Genomic DNA, 22,024 nt, shown 5'->3' on the forward strand with positions numbered 1-22,024 from the left:
AACTATTAAAGTTATTTTCATTTAGGCTTGCATCTAAAGAATCAATTTTTTTAATTTTTAAATAGCCTTCCAGGGCCTTTTCAAAATTATTATCTTTTAAATATTCACTTGGAATTTTTTCGTTTTGCGTTAGTTTTCTAAAATTGTATTGAAGTGTATCATTTACAGTTTTTGGAACTAAGACCATATAGGTGAGTTGGTTTTCTGGATTTGTTAAAAATTGAATCTTTTCATTCATTTCTTTTACAAAAAAAGTCTCTTCACCTACGCTTAAAGGTTCTAAAGAAGTAGCGCCTCGCCATTTTAAAAACAACTTTTGGTTATCAAAATAAACTTCAATTATTTCATCAGAATTATATAAGTATCTTCCGGTTGTCTTTTTTATAAACGCCTCATTATTAGTTGAAGTAGTGCAACTAACAACAATAATTGATAGGATGCATAAAAATAGTTGTTGAATTTTCATTGTTGAATAAATTGATAATATTTATAAATATAACTTCTAACAGTTAATTTTTAGACGCCTTTAAACCTTATTTGTAACAATAATTTATCCTAATTTACCAATTTGTTTCAGTTTTTTAACATTTAATATTTCAATTTTTCTATCTGAAACTTTAATAATTTTTTCTTTATTGAATTTTGATAATGTGTTAATAACACTTTCTTTAGAATATCCTAACATATTAGCAAGGTCTTTTCTAACCATAGGAATCGAGTAGGAATTACTATTATAAATTTTAGCAAAATCAAGCAGAACTATGGATAAAGCGCCATCAATATTTTTTTGAGATAAGGTAGTAATTCTATGATATAAACCATTTGAAGCACCAGACATGTGTCTAATTAAATCTAATGCAAAATTCCCGTTTGTTTTAATAAATTTTTCAAAAGTGGCTTTATCTATAAAACCTACTTTTGTTTTTTCAAGAGCAGTTGCGGTAAAATCAAAATTTTCAAAAGCAAAGCAACAAATAATACCAATAAAAGAATGCGATTGAATTAAGCCAAGCGTAGTTGTTTTGCCATCATTAACAATTTCAATTTTTGCTAAACCATCAATTAAATACAATACATGGCTAACAGCAATTCCTCTTTTAATAATAATTTCTCCAGGTTCAAATTCAATATCGTTTTTGTTTTCAAGCAATTCATTTTGTTCCTTTTCAGTTAGGTTGTTTAAACAAGCTTTTGCGTCTAAAAATTCAAAATTAAATGCTGTTTTTTTATTTATAAAATCAGGCATAGTTAAAAATATAAAATTCTACATCTAATGGAATGTAAAATTACATCATTCTTAGTTAAATACACCTTTGAAACAAACTATTTTATGAACAGGTTAAAAAGTACCTTTATACTAAGGTAATTAAACTAGAACTTACACCTTTTTATGTTCTAAAAATTATTGTTTAATGTTAAGTTTATTTATTATGAAAGATATCGCTTTAAAATCGTTAGTAATTCTTCCAATAATTGCATTTGTAGATTATATAATTATGATTGCAGTTGGATGTACAAGTAGTTTAATTGGATCTACAGATAATTTTTATGAATGTACTTTTTGTACCATAGGAAAGGTTGTTCTTACAATTTCAGTTTTAGCATTTGTAATTATGTTATTTTTTGAAGTAAAAATGTTTATTAGAAATAGAAAACGCTTGTGTTAGTGGATTGTTTTTTTTCAATAAAATTGGTGTTTTATATTTCATATTCTTGATTTAATTTGTAGTATTAATTGGAGTTATTTTTAAAAAAGAGGTTGTTCGAAAATTTTACTTTTCAAACAACCTCTTTAATTATTTAAGAAGTAAATTATTTTACAGCTACCAACTCAACATCAAAAATTAAGGTTGCATCTGGAGGAATAACTCCACCAGCACCTTGGCTACCATAAGCTAAATTAGATGGAATTACCATACGTGCTTTGTCTCCAACTTTTAGCAATTGAATACCTTCATCCCAACCTGGAATTACTTGTCCAACACCAATAGTAAAATCAATTGGTTGTTTGCGTTGGTAAGAAGAATCAAAAACTTGCCCGTCTAATAACTGACCTTTATAATGTACAGAAACCATGTTTCCTTTTTCAGCTTTTTTACCATTACCTTCTTGTAAAATTTTATAACGTAACCCGCTTGGAGTTTCATCATATCCGGCAGCAATTTTATCCATTTGTGCTTTCATAGCTTCTTTAGCTTCTTCTTCTCTTTTAGCTCTAGAACCTTCAAAAACTCTAAATGCTTCAACAGCATTAAACTTTTCGGCAGCTTCACCAACTCTAATAATTTCAAGAGATTCTAAAATATCATTTTGTGCAATTGCATCAACTACATCTTGTCCTTCAATAACTTTACCAAAAACAGTATGTTTGTTGTCTAACCAAGGAGTTGCAACGTGCGTAATAAAAAACTGACTTCCGTTTGAAGCTGGTCCAGAGTTTGCCATAGACAAAATACCAGGAGCATCATGTTTTAAATCCGGATGAAATTCATCATCAAAGCTATAACCTGGAGAACCCGTTCCTGTTCCTAGTGGACAACCTCCTTGAATCATAAAGTCAGCAATAACTCTGTGAAATTTTAATCCGTTGTAGTAAGGTTTTCCTTGTGGTTTTGAATTGTTTTCTAAATTACCTTCTGCCAGTGCAACAAAGTTACCAACTGTACCAGGTGTTTTTTCAAATTCTAAGTTTACTAAAATAGCACCTTTAGAGGTGTTAAATTTTGCGTATAATCCGTTATTCATTTTCTTATTTTTTTTAAAGTGCAAAGATACATGCTTTCATTTTATATGAAAGTAATCCAGTTACTTATTCAACTCATTTAAAATTACTTCAATAGCTTTATCAAGTTGAGGTTGTTTTCCAGTTAAACGGTCTTTAAAATTTTCTTCAACATAAATATCAGGACTTACACCTTCAGTTTCTAAATTTTTACCATCTAATGTGTAACATCCCCAAGAAGGCAATCTATAAAATGAACCATCTACCAATCCTTTTCCTGAAGTAAAAATTATCCATCTATACGTTTCTGTTCCAATAATTTTCCCTAAGCCCAGTTCTTTAAATCCAGCGGCAGTCATTTCAGCATCAGATAAAGATTGTTCATTTATTAACAACACAATTGGTTTATCCGAATATCCAAAATTAGATTGTTTTGCCAATTTACCTTCTCTATATTTCCAGTTTAAGTAGGTTCTCTGACTTAAAAAGCGTAATACTTCATCATGCACGTTTCCACCAGTATTGTAACGTAAATCTAGAATTAAAGCATCTTTATCGGCTTCTTTGCTTGAAACTAAATCTTCTTTAAATTTTTGTAATTCACCACCACCCATATTTTTCATATGAATATAGGCAATTCGATTATTCGATTTAGTATCTACATATTGTTGGTTTTCATCTTGCCATTCATCATATATTAAATTTCTAATATTTCCACTAGAAGACGGATGAATATTTACATTAAATTTTGAGCCATTTCTTTCAAAAGTTAAGGTTACTTCACTTAAAAATGAAGGAGCTGTAAAATAATGTTCTCTGTTTTTATAGGTGTTTACTTTTTCTCCATTAACAGCCACAAGTTTATCTCCTTTTCTAAGATTTTTCCCTGTAATATCTACAGGACTCTCTTTTACAATACTGCTAACTGTAAAAGGGTTTTTATTTTCGAAATTAATTCCAGTAGCCAAAGAACGAGTTCCATAAAAGACGTCTTCTTCTTTTCCGTTTGAACTAAACCCGAAATGAGAAGTGTTTAATTCTCCCAACATATCGTTAAAAATAAGTCTTAATTGCGCTCTACTTGTAATAAATGGAAGATAAGCAGCATATTGATCTCTCAGTTTTTGCCAATCTTGACCATGAAAATTTTCATTATAAAAATTCTCTTCCATTCCAGCCCAAGCTTCATAATACATTTGAGTAAATTCTTTAGACAACGATTTTTCAAACTTAGAATCAATGGTAATTTCTTTTAGTTTATTTACTGCAACATCTAAGGTGTTTATGGTTCCACTAACTAAAATATAGCTGTTTTTTTTAGCTTGTACTAATTGATAATTTCTAATTGTTTTATCACTTAGTTGTTCCGTTTTATTTTTTTCAAAAGGCTCTATAATAGTTTTCCAAAGTTGAGGTTTCCCTTCGCTATGATTAGAGATATAAAGTATGTAGGTTTTTTTATCTTTTGTTATAATTGAAGGACTTTGTTGTTGTCCAAAACTTGGACTAATTTGCGTTAAGCGATCCATCAATCCATTTGTATTGATAGTTACTTTTGGAAGTTCTTTTTTAGATTCCTCTTTTTTGTCTTCTTCATTGTCATCTTTTTTATCTTTTGAATCTTTCTTGTCAGCATTTTTATCATCTTCTTTAAATAGTTTAGAAACTTCTTCTAATTTAAAAGGAGCTTCAAATTTATCTAATGCCATTTGATAAATTTTAGAATTTGTTGTTCCAAAAGGGTAACTAGGTTGTAACCTATCTGAAGAAAAATATACATATTTACCGTCCGGAGACCAAATTGGTTCAGATTCAGAAACTTTTGTATTTGTTAAATTATCTATTCTTTTTAAACTGATATTGTAAGTAAAAACATCTGTTTCAAAATCTCTGTAGGCGTTGTAGATTACATAATTATCGTCTGGAGAAAAATATGGATTAGAATTGTTGAATGCCCAAAGTTCATCATTTACAATAACTTCACTTTTAAATGTAGCTAAATCGAGTAAACAAATTTCGTTTCGACCACTTAAATAGACTCCTTTTGACAAATCGCTATTGAATGTAATTTGACGGTTGTTTTTAGAAGTTTTGGTTAATTGTTTTTCTTTCGAAATTCCTTCTGCATTAACTGTAAACCAATTGTAATACCCTTTATAAGATTGTGAGTACAATAATGTTTTATTGTTTTTTAACCATTTTACTTCTTGTACAGCTTCATTTGGGTTGGTTTTAATTTCTTTTACAAATTTCCCTTCAATATCTGAAATAAATAATTTTCCTCTGGATACAAACGCCATTTTTTTCTCATCTGAAGAAACATCAAAATTGCTTATTTTTCCTTTTATTATGTAAGATTGTTCTTTTTCTAACGTATTATTTTTAATAATATTAATAACTGGTTTTGAAGTTTTTCCCGAAGCAACATCATACACATGAATTTGATAATCTTTTCTGAAAACAATTTTTTTTCCGTTAGCACTTACTTTTGGCCACATTATAGAAGTTTCAAAAGATGTTAATTGTTTTTTTTCTCCATTTTGAAGCGTATATAAATTGTATTCATCATTTGCTTCGTCAGATTTAAAATATAAGTTTCCACTTTCATCAAAAGTTACACCAAAATCTTTTCCTCTATAGGTTGTATATTTTTTAAATTCTTTAGTTGTTGTATTGTACGATTTTATATCTGGATTGTAATCACCTTTATAACGTTTTCTATGTGCAAAACGTCCACTTTCCCAAGATTCGTTAAAATAAATCTCATCATTTAAAGGGTTTTCAATTACATTATGGATCGTATTAAAATAGTGATCGAAAACTCTTTCAGGTGTTCCTCCATTTATATTTACACTATAGGTTGTAACATTGTTGTACCTACCTGAGGTAAAATATATTTTTGAATTATCCCAACTCCAGGAACTCACTTCATCATTACTGTCGTGAAATGTTAATTGTGTAATTGTTCCACCGTTTATTGGCATAATGTATACATCACTATTTCCAAACTGATTGCTAGAAAAAGCTACCCATTTTCCATCTGGAGAGATACTTGGGTTTGTTTCATTGCCTTGCATTGCAGTCAATCTTTGTGCATTTCCGCCTTCTGTAGTAACTTTCCATAAATCACTATCGTAACTAAATATAATAAATTCAGCGTCGGGAGCTAAAGTAGGATGCTGCGTAAAATAGGTTTCTGCTGATTGAGAATGACTAAAGAATGTAACACATAATAGCAGTAAGTTTAAAGTTGCTTTTAAAAATTGCATAATAAAATTTAGAGTTAAATTTGGTTAATAATTGACAACATATAATAAACTTTAAAGTTACTATAAATTATAAAACAGGAAATCTTATAAATTTGTTAAAATTGTGTTGCTTTTAAAATGTTAAGCGATTGTATTTTTTTTATAAGTTTCATAAAAAAAACTCCGCTAGGCATTTAATAACAGCTTAGCGGAGTTAAAATATTTTACAAAACCAATATTAAAACTGATTTTGTAGTATTTAATATTCTTAATTTTTTACAGGAATATTTTCTAAAATTTCAAGTAAAAATTTCCAAAATTTTTGACTAGATTTTATATTTGCTCTTTCATCAGGTGAGTGAGCCCCTTGAATTGTTGGACCGAAAGAAATCATATCCATTTCAGGATAATTAGTTCCTAAAATACCACATTCTAAACCAGCGTGGCACGCAACAACATCTGCTTTACTTTTAAATAGTTTTTCGTAAGTTTCAGTTAAAACATTTAGTATTTGTGAATCTACATTTGGTTTCCAACCAGGATACGAACCAGATAAAGAAACATCGTAACCTGCCAATTCAAATGTTGCTGTTATAGCATTGGCTAAATCTGTTTTAGAAGTTTCTACAGATGATCTTGTTAAACAAAGTATTTTAATAAGTTCATTTTTAACAATAACACGTGCAATATTGTTAGATGTTTCAACTAAACCTTCCATATCGTTACTCATTCTGTAAACACCATTATGAGCTGCATAAATAGTCTTTAATAATGTAGTTTGGCTAATAGCTGTCATTACTTTATTAGGCAAAGTAGCTTTTTCAGCTATAATTTCTAAATTTGGATCAATAGTTTTGAGTTCTTTTTTAATTTCTTTAGTAATCCTTTTTAAAGTTTTTAAGAAAACATCTTTTTGAGAATTGTACACAGAAATTATTGCAAAACTTTCTCTTGGAATTGCATTCCGTAAACTACCTCCATTAATTTCAGAAATACGAATATAGTCTTGAACTGTATATAAAACACGGTTCATTATTTTATTAGCATTTCCTAAACCTCTATGAATATCCATACCAGAATGACCTCCGTTTAAACCAGTTACAGCTAAGGTATAACCGATACTATTTGTTGGTGTATGTACTTCATTATAAGAGTTTTCTATTGTAATATCAACTCCACCAGCACAGCCTATATCAATTTCGTCATCTTCCTCAGTATCTAAATTTAATAGAATTTCACCATCTAAATATCCAGCTTGCAAGCCCATTGCACCGGTCATACCAGTTTCTTCATCTATAGTGAACAAGGCTTCAATAGCAGGATGTTTAATTTCTTTAGATGCCAAAACTGCCATTATTGCTGCAACACCTAAACCATTATCTGCACCTAAAGTGGTACCTTCTGCTTTTACCCAATCGCCTTCAATTTTCATTTTAATTCCTTCTGTATCGAAATCAAAAACGGTATCAGAATTTTTTTGATGCACCATATCTAAATGCGATTGCATTACAATGGTTTTACGATTTTCCATTCCTTTAGAGGCTGGCTTTTTTATAATAACATTGCCAACAGGATCAACAATAGTTTCAAGGTTTAAATTATTTCCAAAATCAACCATAAATTGTATAACGCGTTCTTCTTTTTTTGAACCTCTTGGAACAGCATTTAAATCTGCAAAATTATTCCAAAGTTCTTTAGGTTCTAGTGTTCTAATATCAGTACTCATAATCAATATTTATTGGGTTTTATTTAATAATTTCTATAATTGTTTCTTTTAATGGTTTGCGAACTTTTTTCATTTCGCTCATAACATCATCATCTGCTCTAAAACCAACTGGAAGCAATAAAACTGATTTTAAATTTTTCTCTTTTAAATTTAAAAGTGCATCTATTTTTTCAGGAACAAAACCTTCCATCGGAATTGCATCTATTTTTTCTACTGCACAAACCGTCATTAAATTACCTAATATAATATAAGTTTGGTAAATAGCAGAAAGTTGTCTTTCTTCAATAGATTTATTCTTATACATATCAATTAACTGTTTTCTAAAACCAGCAATAACAGACTCATCAATATTTCTTACTTTTTTCTCTAAGTCAAAATATGCATTAATGTCTTCTGAAGTTGTGTCATCTTCAATACACAAAACCAATAAATGGGAAGCATCTGCAACCTGACGTTGGTAATAAGAATGTTCAACAAATTTTTCTTGCAATTCTTTATCACATATAACAATCATTTTTACAGGCTGAAGCCCAAATGAAGTTGGCGTTAAATTAAATGCGTTTTTTAAAGTATTTATTTGTTGATTTGATAATTTTTTAGATGGATTAAACTTCTTTGTTGCGTATCTCCATTCTAAACTATTAATAATATTCATTTTCAATAAATTTGGTCGTACAAATTTACTTTAAAAAACTTAAAAATTAAGTAAGATTGGTGTCCTATTTTCATAAGTTAAAGTTAATTTTTACATTTATAAAGTAAATTATTGCTATGAACGAAAACTTATTACATTTTTTATGGAAGCTTAAATTATTTTCTGTAAATAATTTAAAATCTACCAATGGAGAAATAATTCATATTATTTCTAATGGAATTCACAATTTAAATACAGGTCCAGATTTTTTAAATGCAAAAATTGAAATTGAAAATCAGGTTTGGGGTGGAAATATTGAAATTCATATAAATTCCTCTGATTGGTACAAACATAATCACGAAACAGACAAAAATTATGATGCTGTAATACTTCATGTTGTTTGGGAACACGATGTTGAAATTTTTAGAGAAAACAACGCTAAAATTGCAACGTTAGAATTAAAAAATTACATTTCAAAAGAAGTTTTAATTAGTTACAATCAGCTTTTTAGTAAAAACAAAAAATGGATAAATTGTGAAAATGAAATACAATCTATAGATTCTTTTATTTTTGATAATTGGTTAGAACGCTTATATTTTGAACGATTAGAGCAAAAATCAACTATAATTCTTGAAATATTGGCTGCAAACAAAAACAATTGGGAAGCCACCTTATTTATGTTGTTGGCAAAAAGTTTTGGATTAAAAATAAACGGAGATGCTTTTTTAAATTTTGCAAACACTTTTGATTTTTCAATAGTTAGAAAAGTTTCAAATAATGTAGAACAATTAGAGGCTTTGTTTTTTGGACAAGCAGGATTACTCTCAAACGAAAACGAATCTGTTTATTTTGAAAAATTAAAAAAGGAATATGAATATTTAAAGATTAAGTTTAAATTAACTCCTATTTTAGGTAGGCAAGTGCAATTTTTTAGATTGCGTCCAAATAACTTTCCAACAATAAGATTGTCTCAATTAGCATTTTTATATAATAAATATCAAAACTTGTTTTCAAAAATAATTGAAATTGAGTCGCTAGAATTATTTTACAGCTTGTTTGAAGTTTCAACATTACCTTTTTGGGAAACTCATTTTACTTTTGAAAAGGAATCTAAAAAAAGCACCAAAAAACTTACCAAATCGTTTATAGATTTAATTTTAATAAACACCATAATTCCATTAAAATTTGTGCATTTAAAAAGTTTAGGAAAAAGCGATTATAGTTCTTTGCTCAACATTCTTGAAAACATTAAGCCAGAAAAGAACAGTATCATTTCTAAATATAACGATTTAAAAATCAAGAGTCCTAATGCTTTTAAAACTCAGGCATTGTTGCAATTAAAAAATGAATATTGCAGCAAACAATTATGTTTACAATGTGCAATTGGAAAAACTATTTTGAATAAGTTTTAAATTAGATTGTTACTGAAGATCACTAATAGTGGCAACTCATGCATATTCGTTATCCTGTGAAGACAGGAATCCATTTTTATAATGAATAGATTAATTAGGTTCTTTCTTTTCAAGGAATGAAAAGGATATAAAAAATCTATTTTTTCGGATACCAATCTCTCAAGCGCACATCAATAGTATTATTTTGTGAATTCACTAATTTTTTAAATTCAGCAACATCACTAAAACCATTGCTTCCTCTATAATGATAGGGATATACAATTGTTGGCTTAAATTCTAAAACGGCACTCGCTGCCTGATTAATACCCATAGTAAAAGGTAAATTCATACATAAAAAAGCAATATCAATATTTTGAAGTTTTCTCATTTCTTCAATATCTTCTGTATCTCCAGAAATATAAATTCGCTCGTTTTCAATTGTTAAAATATAACCATTCCCTCTTCCTTTTGGATGTTTTGAATCTGCAACTTCTGGTAAATTATACATTGGAATTGCTTGTATAAAATAATCCATTCTATGCACACCTTGACCATTATTCAAAATAACTATTTGCGAAGCATATTTTTTTGGTAATTTATCCGCAACCGCTTGGGGAACAATAAAAATACATTTTGAAGTATTGATACTATCTAATGTTTTCTGATCTAAATGATCGCCATGAATATCTGTTATTAAAATAATATCAGGAGATTTCTGATTTTTATACAAAATCGAACCTCCATAAGGATCTACAAAAATAGTGTTGTTATTATGTGTTAAAATAAGGCTTCCGTGTAATATTGGTTGAATTTTTAAAGTTCCTTTAGAGGTTTTAAGAATGTCAAGAACTGGTTGTTGCGCAAAAATATTTCCGCTTATAAATATTATAATTGCAATAAAAGAACTACTAATTTTCATGTATCTATGTTTTGTTTTTTAGTTGTCACATGCTGCCTTGTCTGCCGGACAGGAAGATTTGTTATTTACCATTTCATTAAATGATAAACTTTTTAGCATGCTTGTTTCAAAAAATTAAATTAAAATGATGGTTATAAATATACTATTTATTAATGATTACTAAAATCATGCCAAATTCTAAAATTGTTTAAGAGACAAATTAATTATTATAATAATCTTTAACCCAAGCAATCATTTGATTTTCAGTAAGTAAATCTGAATTATGAACACCTAAAATTTTTCCTGAAAATTGCATATTATTTCTAATTTCTTTTTCTAAGATTTTTTTCATTTTAGCGGGTCCAAATATTACAAGAGCATTGCAATTTTCAATTTCTTTAAATAATTCTTTAATAAAACTATTTACTTGTTCGTTTTTTTTATTTAACCTATTCTTTTCATAAGTAGTGTACTGCCCTCCAAATCTTCCAAATTTTTTAGATTCGCCGGGAACACGAACTCTGGTTTCAATTTTTGATTCAATTTTTTTAATGAAATGTTCACCATTGTTTGATAGCCGAATAATAATAGCTTGTTTTGAGTCTATCCAAATTCCAATGTTTTTTTTCATAATCTACGTATTTAAGTGATTAATTAATTGGGTTAGAAGTGGTAGTTGAAATCCATATTAAAGTTACAAAATAATTAAAATCTTTACTATAAATGTGCATAAAAAAAAGCTACAACTTTTTGTTGCAGCTTTTTAACGTAATTAAATTGATTGAATTAGTGTTGTTTTTAGAAACAATATTTGTTTTCAGCAATAACTTTTGTTGCTATTATTTTTCTTAATTTAATAGGGTTTGGATTGTTTACATATTTTGTAAAACGTTTTAATCCCATAAGCATCATTCGTTGTTCGTCTCCTTCAGAAAAGTAAAGAATCGCTTCTTTCCCCATACTTGCAGATTTTTCAACAGCGTTAAATAAGTTAAGTTTTGCCATTGCAATTTGACATTCAGCTGCTGTTTCTGAAGTTAATTTGGCAATTTTTTCAGCTTTTAAAATTGCAGATTCAGCCATATAAACTTCTATCATAACTTCTGCAGCAGCTAAAATTAATTGTTGGTGACTTTCTAATTCCATTCCATAAGTTTGCACAGCTTTTCCAGCAACCATTAAAAATGCTTTTTTCAACTTTGCAACCATTGCTTTTTCTTCAGACAATAAATCTGAAAAGTCTGGCACATCAAAGGAAGGAATTCCCATAAGGCTATTTCCAACTTCTGTAGCTGGAGTTATCACATCAATTTCGCCTTTCATTGCTTTTTTTAATAACATTCCAACTGTTAAAAGTCTGTTTATTTCGTTAGTTCCTTCATAAATTCTAGTAATTCTAGCATCTCTCCAGGCACTTTCCATCGGCGTATCTTTTGAGAATCCCATACCACCAAATATTTGAATACCTTCATCTGATACAAATTGAGAAACCTCTGAAGCATATACTTTAATAATAGCACATTCTATTGCATATTCTTGAAAAGCAGCCAATTCAGCATCTTGATGAGATTTTCCTGCTGCCAAACCATCATCAATCATATTCTGAATATCTTTTGCAGCTCGGTAACAAGCAGCATCAATAGTAAATGTTTTGGCGCTCATTTCGGCATATTTTTTCTGAATAGCACCAAAATTAGAAATAACAGTTTTAAATTGTTTACGTTCGTTTCCGTATTTAACAGATTCTGTAATTATTCTTCTACTTGCATCTAAACACGCTGCTCCCAATTTAATACGACCAACATTTAAAGAGTTTAAAGCTATTTTAAAACCTTTTCCTCTTTCAGAAAGCATATTTTCTACAGGAATTAATGTATCACTAAAAAACACCTGACGTGTTGAAGATGAGGTGATTCCTAACTTGTTTTCTTCTTCACCCAAAGTAACTCCATTTGGATTTTCTTTGTCAAATTCCATGATAAAGGCTGTGATGTTTTTATCATTTTCAATACGCGCAAAAACAATAAAAATTTCAGCAAAACCTGCGTTTGAAATCCACATTTTTTGTCCGTTAATTTTATAATGTTTTCCATCGGCAGTTAATTCTGCAGTTGTTTTTCCAGAATTAGCATCACTACCAGCACCCGGTTCTGTTAAACAATATGCTCCAAATTTTTCTCCTGAAGTTAAAAGAGGTAAATACTTATTTTTTTGATCTTCGGTTCCATATAAGAAAATTGGCATAGTTCCAATACCAGTGTGTGCACCAAAAGCAGTACCCACTGAGCCAGTCGCAGACGAAATATAGTCTGTCACCAACATTGTTGAAACAAATCCCATTCCAATTCCTCCATATTTTTCAGGAATTGAAACTCCTAAAAATCCCATTTCTCCAGCTTTACGCATTATTTCTTCAGTAAGTGCGTAATCTTTATTTTCGAAACGTTCTCTTTCAGGCCATACTTCGCGGTCTATAAATTCTATAACCGCTTCTTTCATCATTTTTTGTTCTTCATTAAACTCTTCTGAAATAAAAATTTCTTCTGCTTTAATTTCTTTGATTAGGAATTCTCCTCCTTTTATTGTTGCCATTTATTTGATAAGTTTTATTTTAATAATTCATAAACCCCAGCAGCACCTTGACCAGTACCAACACACATAGTTACTATACCATATTTGTTTTTACGTCGTCTCATTTCATTAAACAATTGTACAGATAATTTTGCTCCAGTACAACCAAGTGGGTGACCTAAAGCAATTGCTCCACCATTTACATTTACTATATCTTGATTTATATTAAGTTCTCTCATAACCGCTAATGATTGTGATGCGAAAGCTTCGTTTAATTCAATTAAATCGATATCGTTTAAAGTTAAATTTGCTTGTTTTAATGCCTTTGGAATTGCTTTTACTGGACCAATTCCCATAATTCGTGGTTCTACACCAACCGCAGCAAAAGAAACCATACGAGCAATGGGCTCTATATTTAATTCTTTAACCATTTCTTCACTCATTACTAATAAAAATGCTGCTCCATCACTCATTTGAGAAGAATTACCAGCTGTTACACTTCCACCTTGGGCAAATACTGGTCGTAATTTTGATAATGCTTCAATTGAAGTTCCTTTACGTGGTCCTTCATCAGTAGAAACTGTATAATTTTTTGTTTGCTTTTTACCGTTTTCATCTAAAAAGATATTTTCAACAGTGATTGGAACAATATCATCATTAAAAGTTTCATTTGTTTGTGCTTCTAAAGCTTTCATATGAGATTTAAAAGCAAATTCATCTTGATCTTCACGAGATACTTTAAATTGTTGCGCAACTGCTTCAGCAGTCAATCCCATTCCCCAATAATAATCTTCGTGACCTTCTTTAGCCGATTTGTAATTTGGAACAGGTCGATAACCTCCCATTGGAATGTAACTCATACTTTCCACACCACCTGCAATAATACAGTCAGCCATTCCAGACTGGATTTTTGCTACGGCAATACTTACAGTTTCTAATCCTGAGGCACAATAACGGTTCACTGTCATTCCTGGAACATCATCAATTTTTAACCCCATTAAAGAAATTAAACGTCCCATATTTAAACCTTGTTCGGCTTCAGGCATTGCGTTTCCAACAATTACATCGTCAATTCTTTTCTTATCTAACTGTGGAATATCTTTTAATAAATGTTCTATAGTTTCTGCGGCAAGTTCATCAGGTCTTTTAAACCTAAAAACTCCACGTGGCGCTTTTCCAACTGCCGTTCTATATCCTTGTACTATATATGCTGTTTTCATGTATTCTAGTTTTTAGTTGTTAGTTTTTGGTTGTTAGTTTTATGTGAGTTTTATTAAATGGTTTTGTCTTCGCTCAACCACCGTTAAACTTTAGACTTTTTAACTTTTCAACTTTCAAACTTAATTCCTTAATGGTTTACCTGTTTTTAACATATGCTCAATACGTTCTAATGTTTTTCTTTCGGTCATTAAACTCATAAAGGCTTCACGTTCAATATCTAATAAATATTGTTCTGAAACCACAGTTGGTTCAGATAAATCTCCACCAGCCATAACATATCCTAATTTATTGGCAATTTTTTTGTCGTGTTCAGAAGCATAATGCCCTTTTTCTAAACTATCAGTTCCAACTAAAAACATACCTAATGCTTGCTGTCCATAAACCAAAACTTCTTTTGGAACAGGCTGCGTATAGCCATCTTGAAGCATTTGAATAGCATGACGTTTTGCAGTTGCAATTTGTCTGTCTTTATTAACAACTACAAGATCTTTATGCTCTTTTAAGAAACCTAAATCGTATGCTTCGTGCGCAGAAGTTGCTACTTTAGCCATTGCAACATTAATAAAATAATCACGTAATTTATTTAGTTTTACGTCATCTTTTAAAACACCTTCAGAAGCTCTTAAAGCCATTTCTTTAGAACCAGCACCTCCAGGAATAATTCCTACTCCAAACTCAACCAAACCAATATATGTTTCAGCAGCAGCTATTACTTTATCTGCGTGCATACTTAATTCACAACCACCACCAAAAGTATATCCGTGTGGTGTAATAAGAGTTGGACAAGAAGAATAACGAAGACGCATTACTGTATCTTGGAAATATTTTACTGAGAAATTTAATTCGTCATATTCTTGTTCAACAGCCATCATAAATACCATAGCTAAATTGGCGCCAACAGTAAAGTTAGCAGCTTGATTTCCTAATATTACTGCATCATATTCAGTTTCTGCTAAATCTATACCTTTATTAATGGCTTGTAAAACTTCCCCTCCTAGTGTATTCATTTTAGATTGAAACTCTACGTTTAAAACACCATCACCTAAATGTTGAATAGAGGCTCCAGAATTTGACCAGATAGTTTTTGCCTCTCTAATATTATCAAGAATTATAAAACTGTCTTGACCAGGAATTTTAGCTTGTTTTTTTGAAGGAATATCATAATAATATTTTGCACCTTCTTTTACTGAATAAAATGATTTATTACCACTTGCAACCATTTCGGTTATCCAATTGGCAACAGGAATATTTTCGGATTGCATTAATTCAATACCTTTTTCTATACCAATAGCATCCCATATTTGGAAAGGTCCGTGTTCCCAACCAAAACCAGCTTTCATTGCATCGTCTAAACGGTACAATTCATCTGAAATTTCAGGTATTCTATTTTGAACATAGCCAAACATCGCTGCAAAATTCTTTCTGTAAAATTCACCAGCTTTATCTTTTCCTTTTACTAAAACTTTGAAACGATCAATAACTTTTTCTATAGTTTTAGTTAGTTCTAAAGTTGCGAATTTTGCTCTTTTACTTGGACGATACTCTAAGGAATCTAAATCTAACGCTTGAATGGATTTTTTTCCACCTTCAACAACTTTTTTGTAAAAACCTTGACCAGTTTTACTGCCTAACCATTTGTTTTCCATCATTTTATCAATAAATTCTGGAAGTTTAAATAGTTCGTGAGACTCATCATCTGGGCAGTTTTGATAAATACCATTTGCTACGTGAACTAAGGTATCTAAACCTACAACATCTACAGTTCTAAAAGTTGCAGATTTTGGTCGTCCAATAACTGGTCCGGTTAATTTATCAACTTCTTCAACAGTTAAGTTTAATTCTTTTACTTGATGAAATAAACTCATTATCCCGAAAATACCAACTCTGTTTCCAATAAAAGCCGGAGTATCTTTTGCTAGAACCGAAGTTTTTCCTAAGAATTTTTCACCATACATCATTAAAAAGTCAGTCACTTCTTGAGAACAATTTGGTCCGGGAACAACTTCAAACAATTTTAAATAACGTGGTGGATTAAAAAAATGGGTTACCGCAAAATGTTTTTGAAAATCATCACTTCTGCCTTCATTCATTTGGTGAATAGGAATCCCAGAAGTGTTTGAAGTAATTAAAGTTCCTGGTTTGCGGTATTTTTCAATTTTTTCAAAAACTATTTTTTTAATATCTAAACGCTCAACAACAACTTCCATCACCCAATCTACATCTTTAATTTTATGTAAATCATCATCTAAATTTCCAGTAGAAATTCTACTCGCAAATTTTTGATTGTAAATAGGTGAGGGCTTCGATTTTAAAGATGCCTTTAAACTATCATTTACCAATCGGTTTCTAACAGCTTTGTTTTCAAGTGTTAATCCTTTTGCTTTTTCTGCATCGTTTAATTCACGAGGAACAATATCGAGCAACAAAACTTCAACACCAATATTGGCAAAATGACAAGCAATACCAGAGCCCATAATTCCGGAACCTATAACTGCTACTTTTCTAATTGGTCTTTTCATTTTTTATAATTTTTTATTTAGTATGTGCGTTTTCAAAAATTGCTTTTTCGGTCACTAACTTGTTTATGGTTTTTGTGACTTCAAAAAAACATTCAATTTGTTGTTCAGTAAGTTGATTTTTTACAGATTCGTTAAATTGAATAACATATTGTTTAGCAATTTTTCTTTTTTCTAGTCCAAAATCTGTTAATTTTATAAGAACTCCACGACCGTCTTCAGGGTTTTTTTCTCTATAGATTGCACCTTTTTCTTCCATATTTTTTAAAATACGGGATAAACTTGTGGGTTCCATTCCCATTAAAGGTCCTAAAGAAGTAGAAGGGGTTCCATTTTCCTTATCAATATTCAACAATACAAATGCCATAGCCATTGTACTGTCAAATTTTAAAGCTTGTTCATTATACATTTTTGCGACGGCTTGCCAAGTTGCCCTAAGTGCATGATCTATGGTTTGTTCTTTTTGCATTTCCCAAATATATAAAAAAATACTATGCACGCATAATAAATTTGATAAAAATAGTTTTGAATAACTATTTGTTTGGTTATTAAAAAAAAAATGAATATGTTTAAGCAACTAATTGTTAACCCAAAACTATGGCTACAAAAGAACTTATTGGAAAAGTTATTATCCAAGAAAATATTGATACTGTTGATGAAAACAAAATACCAAAAACATTTGTAATTAATGTTCCGGACCCGTTCGAATCATATTATAGCAGATTTACGGATATAAATAAACCAATTTCTATAATTTTTGTAACAAAGGCTCAGAATTCATTTGAAAAAATATTAAGAGCAACCAGAAGAATTAATGAAAAATATGATTTAAAATTGGATGGAGCTAAATGTGAAGTTGCAATTAATTCAAGAAAATTAAACGGGGTAAGAATTAAAGGTATAAATAGATATACTGAAATTGGAACAATTCAACAATATTATCAGGATGCTGGTTTCGAATTTGCTAGAAGTGAAAAATTTCATGATGTTGATGCTTTAATTAGAATCAACAGATTTTTTAATATTGATGAAATAGAAGAAGGAATTTATCAGTCTCATGAAGAGAAAGATGTTTTTTACTTGGAAATTCCAGATTTTATGACTTGGGAGGAATTCAGAACCTATACTTTTGAAATAAAAAATAACATGTCTGATAAAAATTACGATATAGCAAAAGGTATTTTTTATACCAATGGCGGAATTACAGAAATGTTGCGTGTTGTAAAACCAAAAGCTACCATTGAATTTTTAAAACTTATTCAGCAAAAATATATTGATAAAATATAATAATTTTATTAAAAGTTTAACCCTACTTTATTAAAATAAATTTACTTTCGTTTTTTAAAAATCAATAACAAAAAGAATGAAGAATATTTTAACGGTTGAAAATGTGAGTAAAAATTATGGAAATTTTACGGCATTAGACAACGTTTCTATTGCAGTTCCTAAAGGAAGTGTTTTTGGATTGTTAGGTCCAAATGGAGCTGGAAAAACCTCACTTATTAGAATTATAAATCAAATAACTCTACAAGATAAAGGAAGTATTTATTTAGATGGTGAGTTACTAAAGCCAGAACATGTACACCAAATAGGATATTTACCCGAAGAACGAGGCTTGTATAAAAGCATGAAAGTTGGTGAGCAAGCGTTGTATTTAGCGCAACTTAAAGGTTTATCTAAAGCAGATGCTAAAAAGAAATTAAAATATTGGTTCGAAAAGTTTGATATTGGTGATTGGTGGGACAAAAAAATTCAGGAACTTTCTAAAGGAATGGCGCAAAAAGTACAATTTATTGTTACTGTTATGCACACTCCAAAATTATTGATTTTTGATGAACCTTTTAGTGGTTTTGATCCTATAAATGCCAATTTAATTAAAGATGAAATTTTAAAACTTCGAGATGAAGGCGCAAGTATTATTTTTTCAACACATAGAATGGAATCTGTTGAAGAATTATGCGATTATATTGCTCTAATTGATAAATCTAAGAAAATTTTAGATGGTAAGTTAAATGACATTAAAGAGGAATTTAAAACAAATCAGTTTGAAATTGGACTTTCTTGTGAAAATAAAGATTTTCTGTTAAAAGAAATAAATTCAAAATTTACAACTGCAAATTCAGATAAAATTTCATTCAATGAAGATGTACGTTTAATAGTTGATTTAAATAGTACGGAATCTTCAAAAGATTTAATTAAATTTCTGAATAATAAAGCACAAATCACACATTTCACTGAAATTATTCCAAGTGCTAACGATATATTTTTAAAAGCTGTAGCAAACAATGGATAAATTAAAATTAATAATAAAAAGAGAGTTTTTAGCAAAAGTTAAAAATAAATCGTTCATAATAATGACAATTTTAAGTCCACTTTTAATGGTGGGGCTTTTTCTGTTAATTGTTTTTTTAAACCAGCAAAATAGCGAAGAGGTTAGAACAGTTTCCTTTGTAGATGAATCTAATTTACTGGCACCAATATTTACAGACACAAATTCAATAAAATATATAGATTTATCAGCCTTAGGTATAGATGAAGCAAGAAAACAAACCGAAGGAAATTATTATGGAATTTTATACATTCCTAAAAATGATAGTTTAAAATATCTTTCAAAAGGAATCCAGTTTTATTCTGAAGACACTCCAAGTTTAAGCCTGCTAAGTAGTATAGAAAATAAATTAGAAAATAAGATTAGAAACCTTAAAATTGAACAACTTAATTTTGATTTAGATAAAATTAAAGCTACAGAAACAAGTGTAACTATTGCAACTGAAAATTTTGCTGGTGAAAAATCTTCAAAAACAGGAAGTGTTTTAAGAATGATTGCTGGTGGTGGATTTGGGTACTTAATTTTTATGTTTATTATAATTTATGGCACATCGGTAATGCGAAGTGTTATTGAAGAAAAAACAAGTAGAATAATTGAAGTGATAATTTCTTCTGTAAAACCATTTCAGCTAATGTTAGGTAAAATATTAGGAAATGCTTTTGCAGGTATTTTACAATTTATAATTTGGGCAATTTCAGCAGGATTATTATTAACCGTTATAACGTATGTGTTTGGAATTGAGGCAACAAATTCTGGAACGGCAATGGGGCAAATGAATCCAGAAATGATGCAGCAAATGCAAACATCTTCAGCAAGTGAATTGCAAGTAGCATTGCAGGAAATTAAAAACTTGCCAATTTTAACCATGTTTTTTTCATTTATTATATATTTTATAGGTGGATATTTAATTTACAGTTCAATTTACGCAGCCATTGGCGCAGCTGTGGACAGTGAAACAGATACGCAACAATTTATGATGCCAGTTATGCTTCCATTAATTATTGCAATTTATGTTGGTTTTTCAGTAATAGAAAATCCACATGGTCCAATTGCTTTGGCTTTTTCATTATTTCCATTAACATCACCAATAGTAATGTTAATGCGAATACCTTTTGGTGTGCCTTGGTGGCAAATAATAACTTCAATGTTACTTTTAATAGGTACTTTTATATTAATAGTTTGGTTTGCAGCAAAAATTTATAGAGTTGGAATTTTAATGTATGGAAAAAAACCTACTTATAAAGAATTGTATAAATGGTTGAAGTATTAGTTTGAACTAGTTAAAAGGTTGAAAAGTTGGAATGTTCAAAGGTTTAAATTTTACGGTGACTGAGCGAAGTCGAAGCCATTATTGTAGATAAAATTATAGTTTCAAAGGGACAAAGTTTAAAGTTGGAAATTTATGATTAATGGATATTAAATTTTATTCCGAAATAAGTTCTCTTCCCATTGGGAAGCGAAGTCTTGATGCAAGATACCAGCAACTTGATACTAAAAATTAATTTAAAAAAACAGAAATGTCGAAAATATTAATAATTGAAGACGAAGCTGCAATTCGCAGAGTATTAAAAAAAATTATTTCAGAAGAAAATGAAGCATATCAAGTTGAAGAAGCTGAAGATGGTTTGGTGGGAATTGAAATGATAGCAAAATCTGATTACGACCTTGTGCTTTGTGATATAAAAATGCCAAAAATGGATGGTGTTGAGGTGTTAGAAAAAGCAAAAAAAATAAAACCGGAAATTCCAATTGTTATGATTTCTGGTCACGGAGATTTAGATACTGCCGTAAATACAATGCGTTTAGGAGCTTTTGATTATATCTCAAAACCACCAGATTTAAACCGTTTATTAAATACTGTTAGAAATGCACTCGATAGAAAAGAACTGATTGTTGAAAATAAATTGTTAAAGAAAAAAGTGAGCAAAAAATATGAGATGATTGGAAATAGTCAAGCTATATCTCATATAAAAAATATGATTGAAAAAGTTGCTCCAACAGATGCCAGAGTTTTAATTACAGGGCCAAATGGAACAGGTAAAGAGTTAGTAGCGCACTGGATACACGAAAAAAGCGGTAGAACAAAAGCTCCAATGATCGAGGTTAATTGTGCTGCAATTCCTTCAGAATTAATAGAGAGTGAATTATTTGGACATGTAAAGGGGTCGTTTACAGGTGCAAATAAAGACAGAGCTGGTAAATTTGAAGCTGCAAATGGTGGTACCATTTTTTTAGATGAAATAGGAGACATGAGTTTGTCTGCTCAAGCAAAAGTTTTAAGAGCTTTACAAGAAAATAAAATTTCAAGAGTAGGAAGCGACAAGGATATAAAAGTAAATGTAAGGGTAATAGCAGCAACAAATAAAAACCTGACAAAAGAAATTTCAGAAGGGAAATTTAGAGAAGATTTATACCATAGATTAGCAGTGATTTTAATTGAAGTACCTGCTTTAAGTGAAAGAAAAGAGGATATTCCTTTATTAATTAACTTTTTTGCAGAACAAATTGCGAATGAACAAGGTACTGCGGTAAAATCTTTTTCGGATAAAGCTATAAAGTTATTACAAGAGTATAAATGGACTGGGAATATTAGAGAACTTAGAAATGTTGTAGAACGACTTATTATTTTAGGTGAAAAAGAAGTATCAGAAAATGATGTAAAGCTTTTTGCTAGTAAATAGTTAAACCTTATAGTAACGTTTTTTAATTATAAATAAATCTTATGTTAATATAAATAATTAGCATAAGATTTTTATTTTTTTATCTAT

At 29.7% G+C, this 22,024-nt stretch carries 18 protein-coding genes; 6 read left to right on the forward strand and 12 right to left on the reverse strand.

What is annotated here, in order from left to right; translation table 11 throughout:
* On the reverse strand, nt 1–466 hold a 466-nt coding region (locus AB1Z17_RS08780), incomplete at its 3' end, for a tetratricopeptide repeat protein (protein WP_368051430.1).
* An 84-nt stretch (nt 467–550) separates the two neighbouring features.
* Nucleotides 551–1,246, reverse strand: a complete 696-nt coding sequence (locus AB1Z17_RS08785; protein WP_368051431.1) for a Crp/Fnr family transcriptional regulator — start codon at nt 1,244–1,246, stop codon at nt 551–553.
* 166 nt (nt 1,247–1,412) lie between these two features.
* On the opposite strand from AB1Z17_RS08785, the gene AB1Z17_RS08790 reads away from it, so the two are divergent.
* Nucleotides 1,413–1,667, forward strand: a complete 255-nt coding sequence (locus tag AB1Z17_RS08790; protein ID WP_368051432.1) for a hypothetical protein — start codon at nt 1,413–1,415, stop codon at nt 1,665–1,667.
* 145 nt (nt 1,668–1,812) lie between these two features.
* Here AB1Z17_RS08790 and AB1Z17_RS08795 read toward each other — a convergent pair whose 3' ends face one another.
* From AB1Z17_RS08795 to AB1Z17_RS08810, 4 genes are all read right to left on the reverse strand, one after another.
* Nucleotides 1,813–2,745 (reverse strand): peptidylprolyl isomerase, encoded by a 933-nt coding sequence (locus AB1Z17_RS08795; RefSeq protein WP_368051433.1) that lies wholly within the window; start codon nt 2,743–2,745, stop codon nt 1,813–1,815.
* A 60-nt stretch (nt 2,746–2,805) separates the two neighbouring features.
* The gene (locus AB1Z17_RS08800) at nt 2,806–5,991 is read right to left on the reverse strand and encodes a S41 family peptidase (RefSeq protein ID WP_368051434.1); all 3,186 of its coding nucleotides are present in this window, start codon (nt 5,989–5,991) and stop codon (nt 2,806–2,808) included.
* A gap of 247 nt (nt 5,992–6,238) precedes the next feature.
* The gene (locus AB1Z17_RS08805) at nt 6,239–7,696 is read right to left on the reverse strand and encodes an aminoacyl-histidine dipeptidase (protein WP_368051435.1); all 1,458 of its coding nucleotides are present in this window, start codon (nt 7,694–7,696) and stop codon (nt 6,239–6,241) included.
* A 19-nt stretch (nt 7,697–7,715) separates the two neighbouring features.
* Nucleotides 7,716–8,351, reverse strand: a complete 636-nt coding sequence (locus AB1Z17_RS08810; protein ID WP_368051436.1) for an NAD(P)H-dependent oxidoreductase — start codon at nt 8,349–8,351, stop codon at nt 7,716–7,718.
* A gap of 116 nt (nt 8,352–8,467) precedes the next feature.
* Between AB1Z17_RS08810 and AB1Z17_RS08815 the strand changes: the two genes are divergently transcribed.
* Nucleotides 8,468–9,742, forward strand: coding sequence for a DUF2851 family protein (locus AB1Z17_RS08815; protein WP_368051437.1), 1,275 nt, complete (start codon nt 8,468–8,470; stop codon nt 9,740–9,742).
* A gap of 136 nt (nt 9,743–9,878) precedes the next feature.
* Here the strand turns inward: AB1Z17_RS08815 and AB1Z17_RS08820 are convergent, their stop codons facing one another.
* The 6 genes from AB1Z17_RS08820 to AB1Z17_RS08845 form a co-directional block, all read right to left on the reverse strand.
* Entirely contained in the window at nt 9,879–10,640 is a 762-nt protein-coding gene (locus tag AB1Z17_RS08820; RefSeq protein WP_368051438.1) for an MBL fold metallo-hydrolase, read from the reverse strand.
* A gap of 199 nt (nt 10,641–10,839) precedes the next feature.
* Nucleotides 10,840–11,250, reverse strand: a complete 411-nt coding sequence (locus AB1Z17_RS08825; protein WP_368051439.1) for a hypothetical protein — start codon at nt 11,248–11,250, stop codon at nt 10,840–10,842.
* Between the two features lie 167 nt (nt 11,251–11,417).
* Nucleotides 11,418–13,211, reverse strand: a complete 1,794-nt coding sequence (locus AB1Z17_RS08830) for an acyl-CoA dehydrogenase family protein (protein WP_368051440.1) — start codon at nt 13,209–13,211, stop codon at nt 11,418–11,420.
* Nucleotides 13,212–13,225: 14 nt separating this feature from the next.
* Nucleotides 13,226–14,410, reverse strand: coding sequence for an acetyl-CoA C-acyltransferase (locus AB1Z17_RS08835; protein WP_368051441.1), 1,185 nt, complete (start codon nt 14,408–14,410; stop codon nt 13,226–13,228).
* Between the two features lie 120 nt (nt 14,411–14,530).
* Complete coding sequence (locus tag AB1Z17_RS08840) at nt 14,531–16,930, reverse strand: 3-hydroxyacyl-CoA dehydrogenase/enoyl-CoA hydratase family protein (RefSeq protein ID WP_368051442.1); 2,400 nt, start codon at nt 16,928–16,930, stop codon at nt 14,531–14,533.
* A gap of 13 nt (nt 16,931–16,943) precedes the next feature.
* Complete coding sequence (locus AB1Z17_RS08845) at nt 16,944–17,396, reverse strand: MarR family winged helix-turn-helix transcriptional regulator (RefSeq protein WP_368051443.1); 453 nt, start codon at nt 17,394–17,396, stop codon at nt 16,944–16,946.
* A gap of 128 nt (nt 17,397–17,524) precedes the next feature.
* Here AB1Z17_RS08845 and AB1Z17_RS08850 point away from each other — a divergent pair, with 128 nt between their 5' ends.
* The 4 genes from AB1Z17_RS08850 (at nt 17,525) to AB1Z17_RS08865 (ending at nt 21,937) form a co-directional block, all read left to right on the forward strand.
* Entirely contained in the window at nt 17,525–18,214 is a 690-nt protein-coding gene (locus AB1Z17_RS08850) for a hypothetical protein (protein WP_368051444.1), read from the forward strand.
* 76 nt (nt 18,215–18,290) lie between these two features.
* The gene (locus tag AB1Z17_RS08855; RefSeq protein ID WP_368051445.1) at nt 18,291–19,220 is read left to right on the forward strand and encodes an ABC transporter ATP-binding protein; all 930 of its coding nucleotides are present in this window, start codon (nt 18,291–18,293) and stop codon (nt 19,218–19,220) included.
* Entirely contained in the window at nt 19,213–20,526 is a 1,314-nt protein-coding gene (locus AB1Z17_RS08860) for an ABC transporter permease (protein ID WP_368051446.1), read from the forward strand. Before AB1Z17_RS08855 ends, AB1Z17_RS08860 begins: the two co-directional genes overlap by 8 nt.
* Before the next feature lie 247 nt (nt 20,527–20,773).
* The gene (locus AB1Z17_RS08865; RefSeq protein WP_368051447.1) at nt 20,774–21,937 is read left to right on the forward strand and encodes a sigma-54-dependent transcriptional regulator; all 1,164 of its coding nucleotides are present in this window, start codon (nt 20,774–20,776) and stop codon (nt 21,935–21,937) included.
* The last annotated feature ends 87 nt before the right edge of the window (nt 21,938–22,024 follow it).

The organism is Lutibacter sp., from assembly GCF_040883305.1.
Classification (GTDB): domain Bacteria; phylum Bacteroidota; class Bacteroidia; order Flavobacteriales; family Flavobacteriaceae; genus Lutibacter.

Coding starts and splice junctions, on each gene's coding strand:
- AB1Z17_RS08855 (WP_368051445.1), top strand. CDS start 18,291: ATGAAGAATATTTTAACGGTTGAAAATGTGAGTAAAAATTATGGAAAT.
- AB1Z17_RS08835 (WP_368051441.1), bottom strand. CDS start 14,410: ATGAAAACAGCATATATAGTACAAGGATATAGAACGGCAGTTGGAAAA.
- AB1Z17_RS08815 (WP_368051437.1), top strand. CDS start 8,468: ATGAACGAAAACTTATTACATTTTTTATGGAAGCTTAAATTATTTTCT.
- AB1Z17_RS08805 (WP_368051435.1), bottom strand. CDS start 7,696: ATGAGTACTGATATTAGAACACTAGAACCTAAAGAACTTTGGAATAAT.
- AB1Z17_RS08785 (WP_368051431.1), bottom strand. CDS start 1,246: ATGCCTGATTTTATAAATAAAAAAACAGCATTTAATTTTGAATTTTTA.
- AB1Z17_RS08840 (WP_368051442.1), bottom strand. CDS start 16,930: ATGAAAAGACCAATTAGAAAAGTAGCAGTTATAGGTTCCGGAATTATG.
- AB1Z17_RS08830 (WP_368051440.1), bottom strand. CDS start 13,211: ATGGCAACAATAAAAGGAGGAGAATTCCTAATCAAAGAAATTAAAGCA.
- AB1Z17_RS08860 (WP_368051446.1), top strand. CDS start 19,213: ATGGATAAATTAAAATTAATAATAAAAAGAGAGTTTTTAGCAAAAGTT.
- AB1Z17_RS08810 (WP_368051436.1), bottom strand. CDS start 8,351: ATGAATATTATTAATAGTTTAGAATGGAGATACGCAACAAAGAAGTTT.
- AB1Z17_RS08795 (WP_368051433.1), bottom strand. CDS start 2,745: ATGAATAACGGATTATACGCAAAATTTAACACCTCTAAAGGTGCTATT.
- AB1Z17_RS08790 (WP_368051432.1), top strand. CDS start 1,413: ATGTTAAGTTTATTTATTATGAAAGATATCGCTTTAAAATCGTTAGTA.
- AB1Z17_RS08865 (WP_368051447.1), top strand. CDS start 20,774: ATGTCGAAAATATTAATAATTGAAGACGAAGCTGCAATTCGCAGAGTA.
- AB1Z17_RS08825 (WP_368051439.1), bottom strand. CDS start 11,250: ATGAAAAAAAACATTGGAATTTGGATAGACTCAAAACAAGCTATTATT.
- AB1Z17_RS08820 (WP_368051438.1), bottom strand. CDS start 10,640: ATGAAAATTAGTAGTTCTTTTATTGCAATTATAATATTTATAAGCGGA.
- AB1Z17_RS08800 (WP_368051434.1), bottom strand. CDS start 5,991: ATGCAATTTTTAAAAGCAACTTTAAACTTACTGCTATTATGTGTTACA.
- AB1Z17_RS08850 (WP_368051444.1), top strand. CDS start 17,525: ATGGCTACAAAAGAACTTATTGGAAAAGTTATTATCCAAGAAAATATT.
- AB1Z17_RS08845 (WP_368051443.1), bottom strand. CDS start 17,396: ATGCAAAAAGAACAAACCATAGATCATGCACTTAGGGCAACTTGGCAA.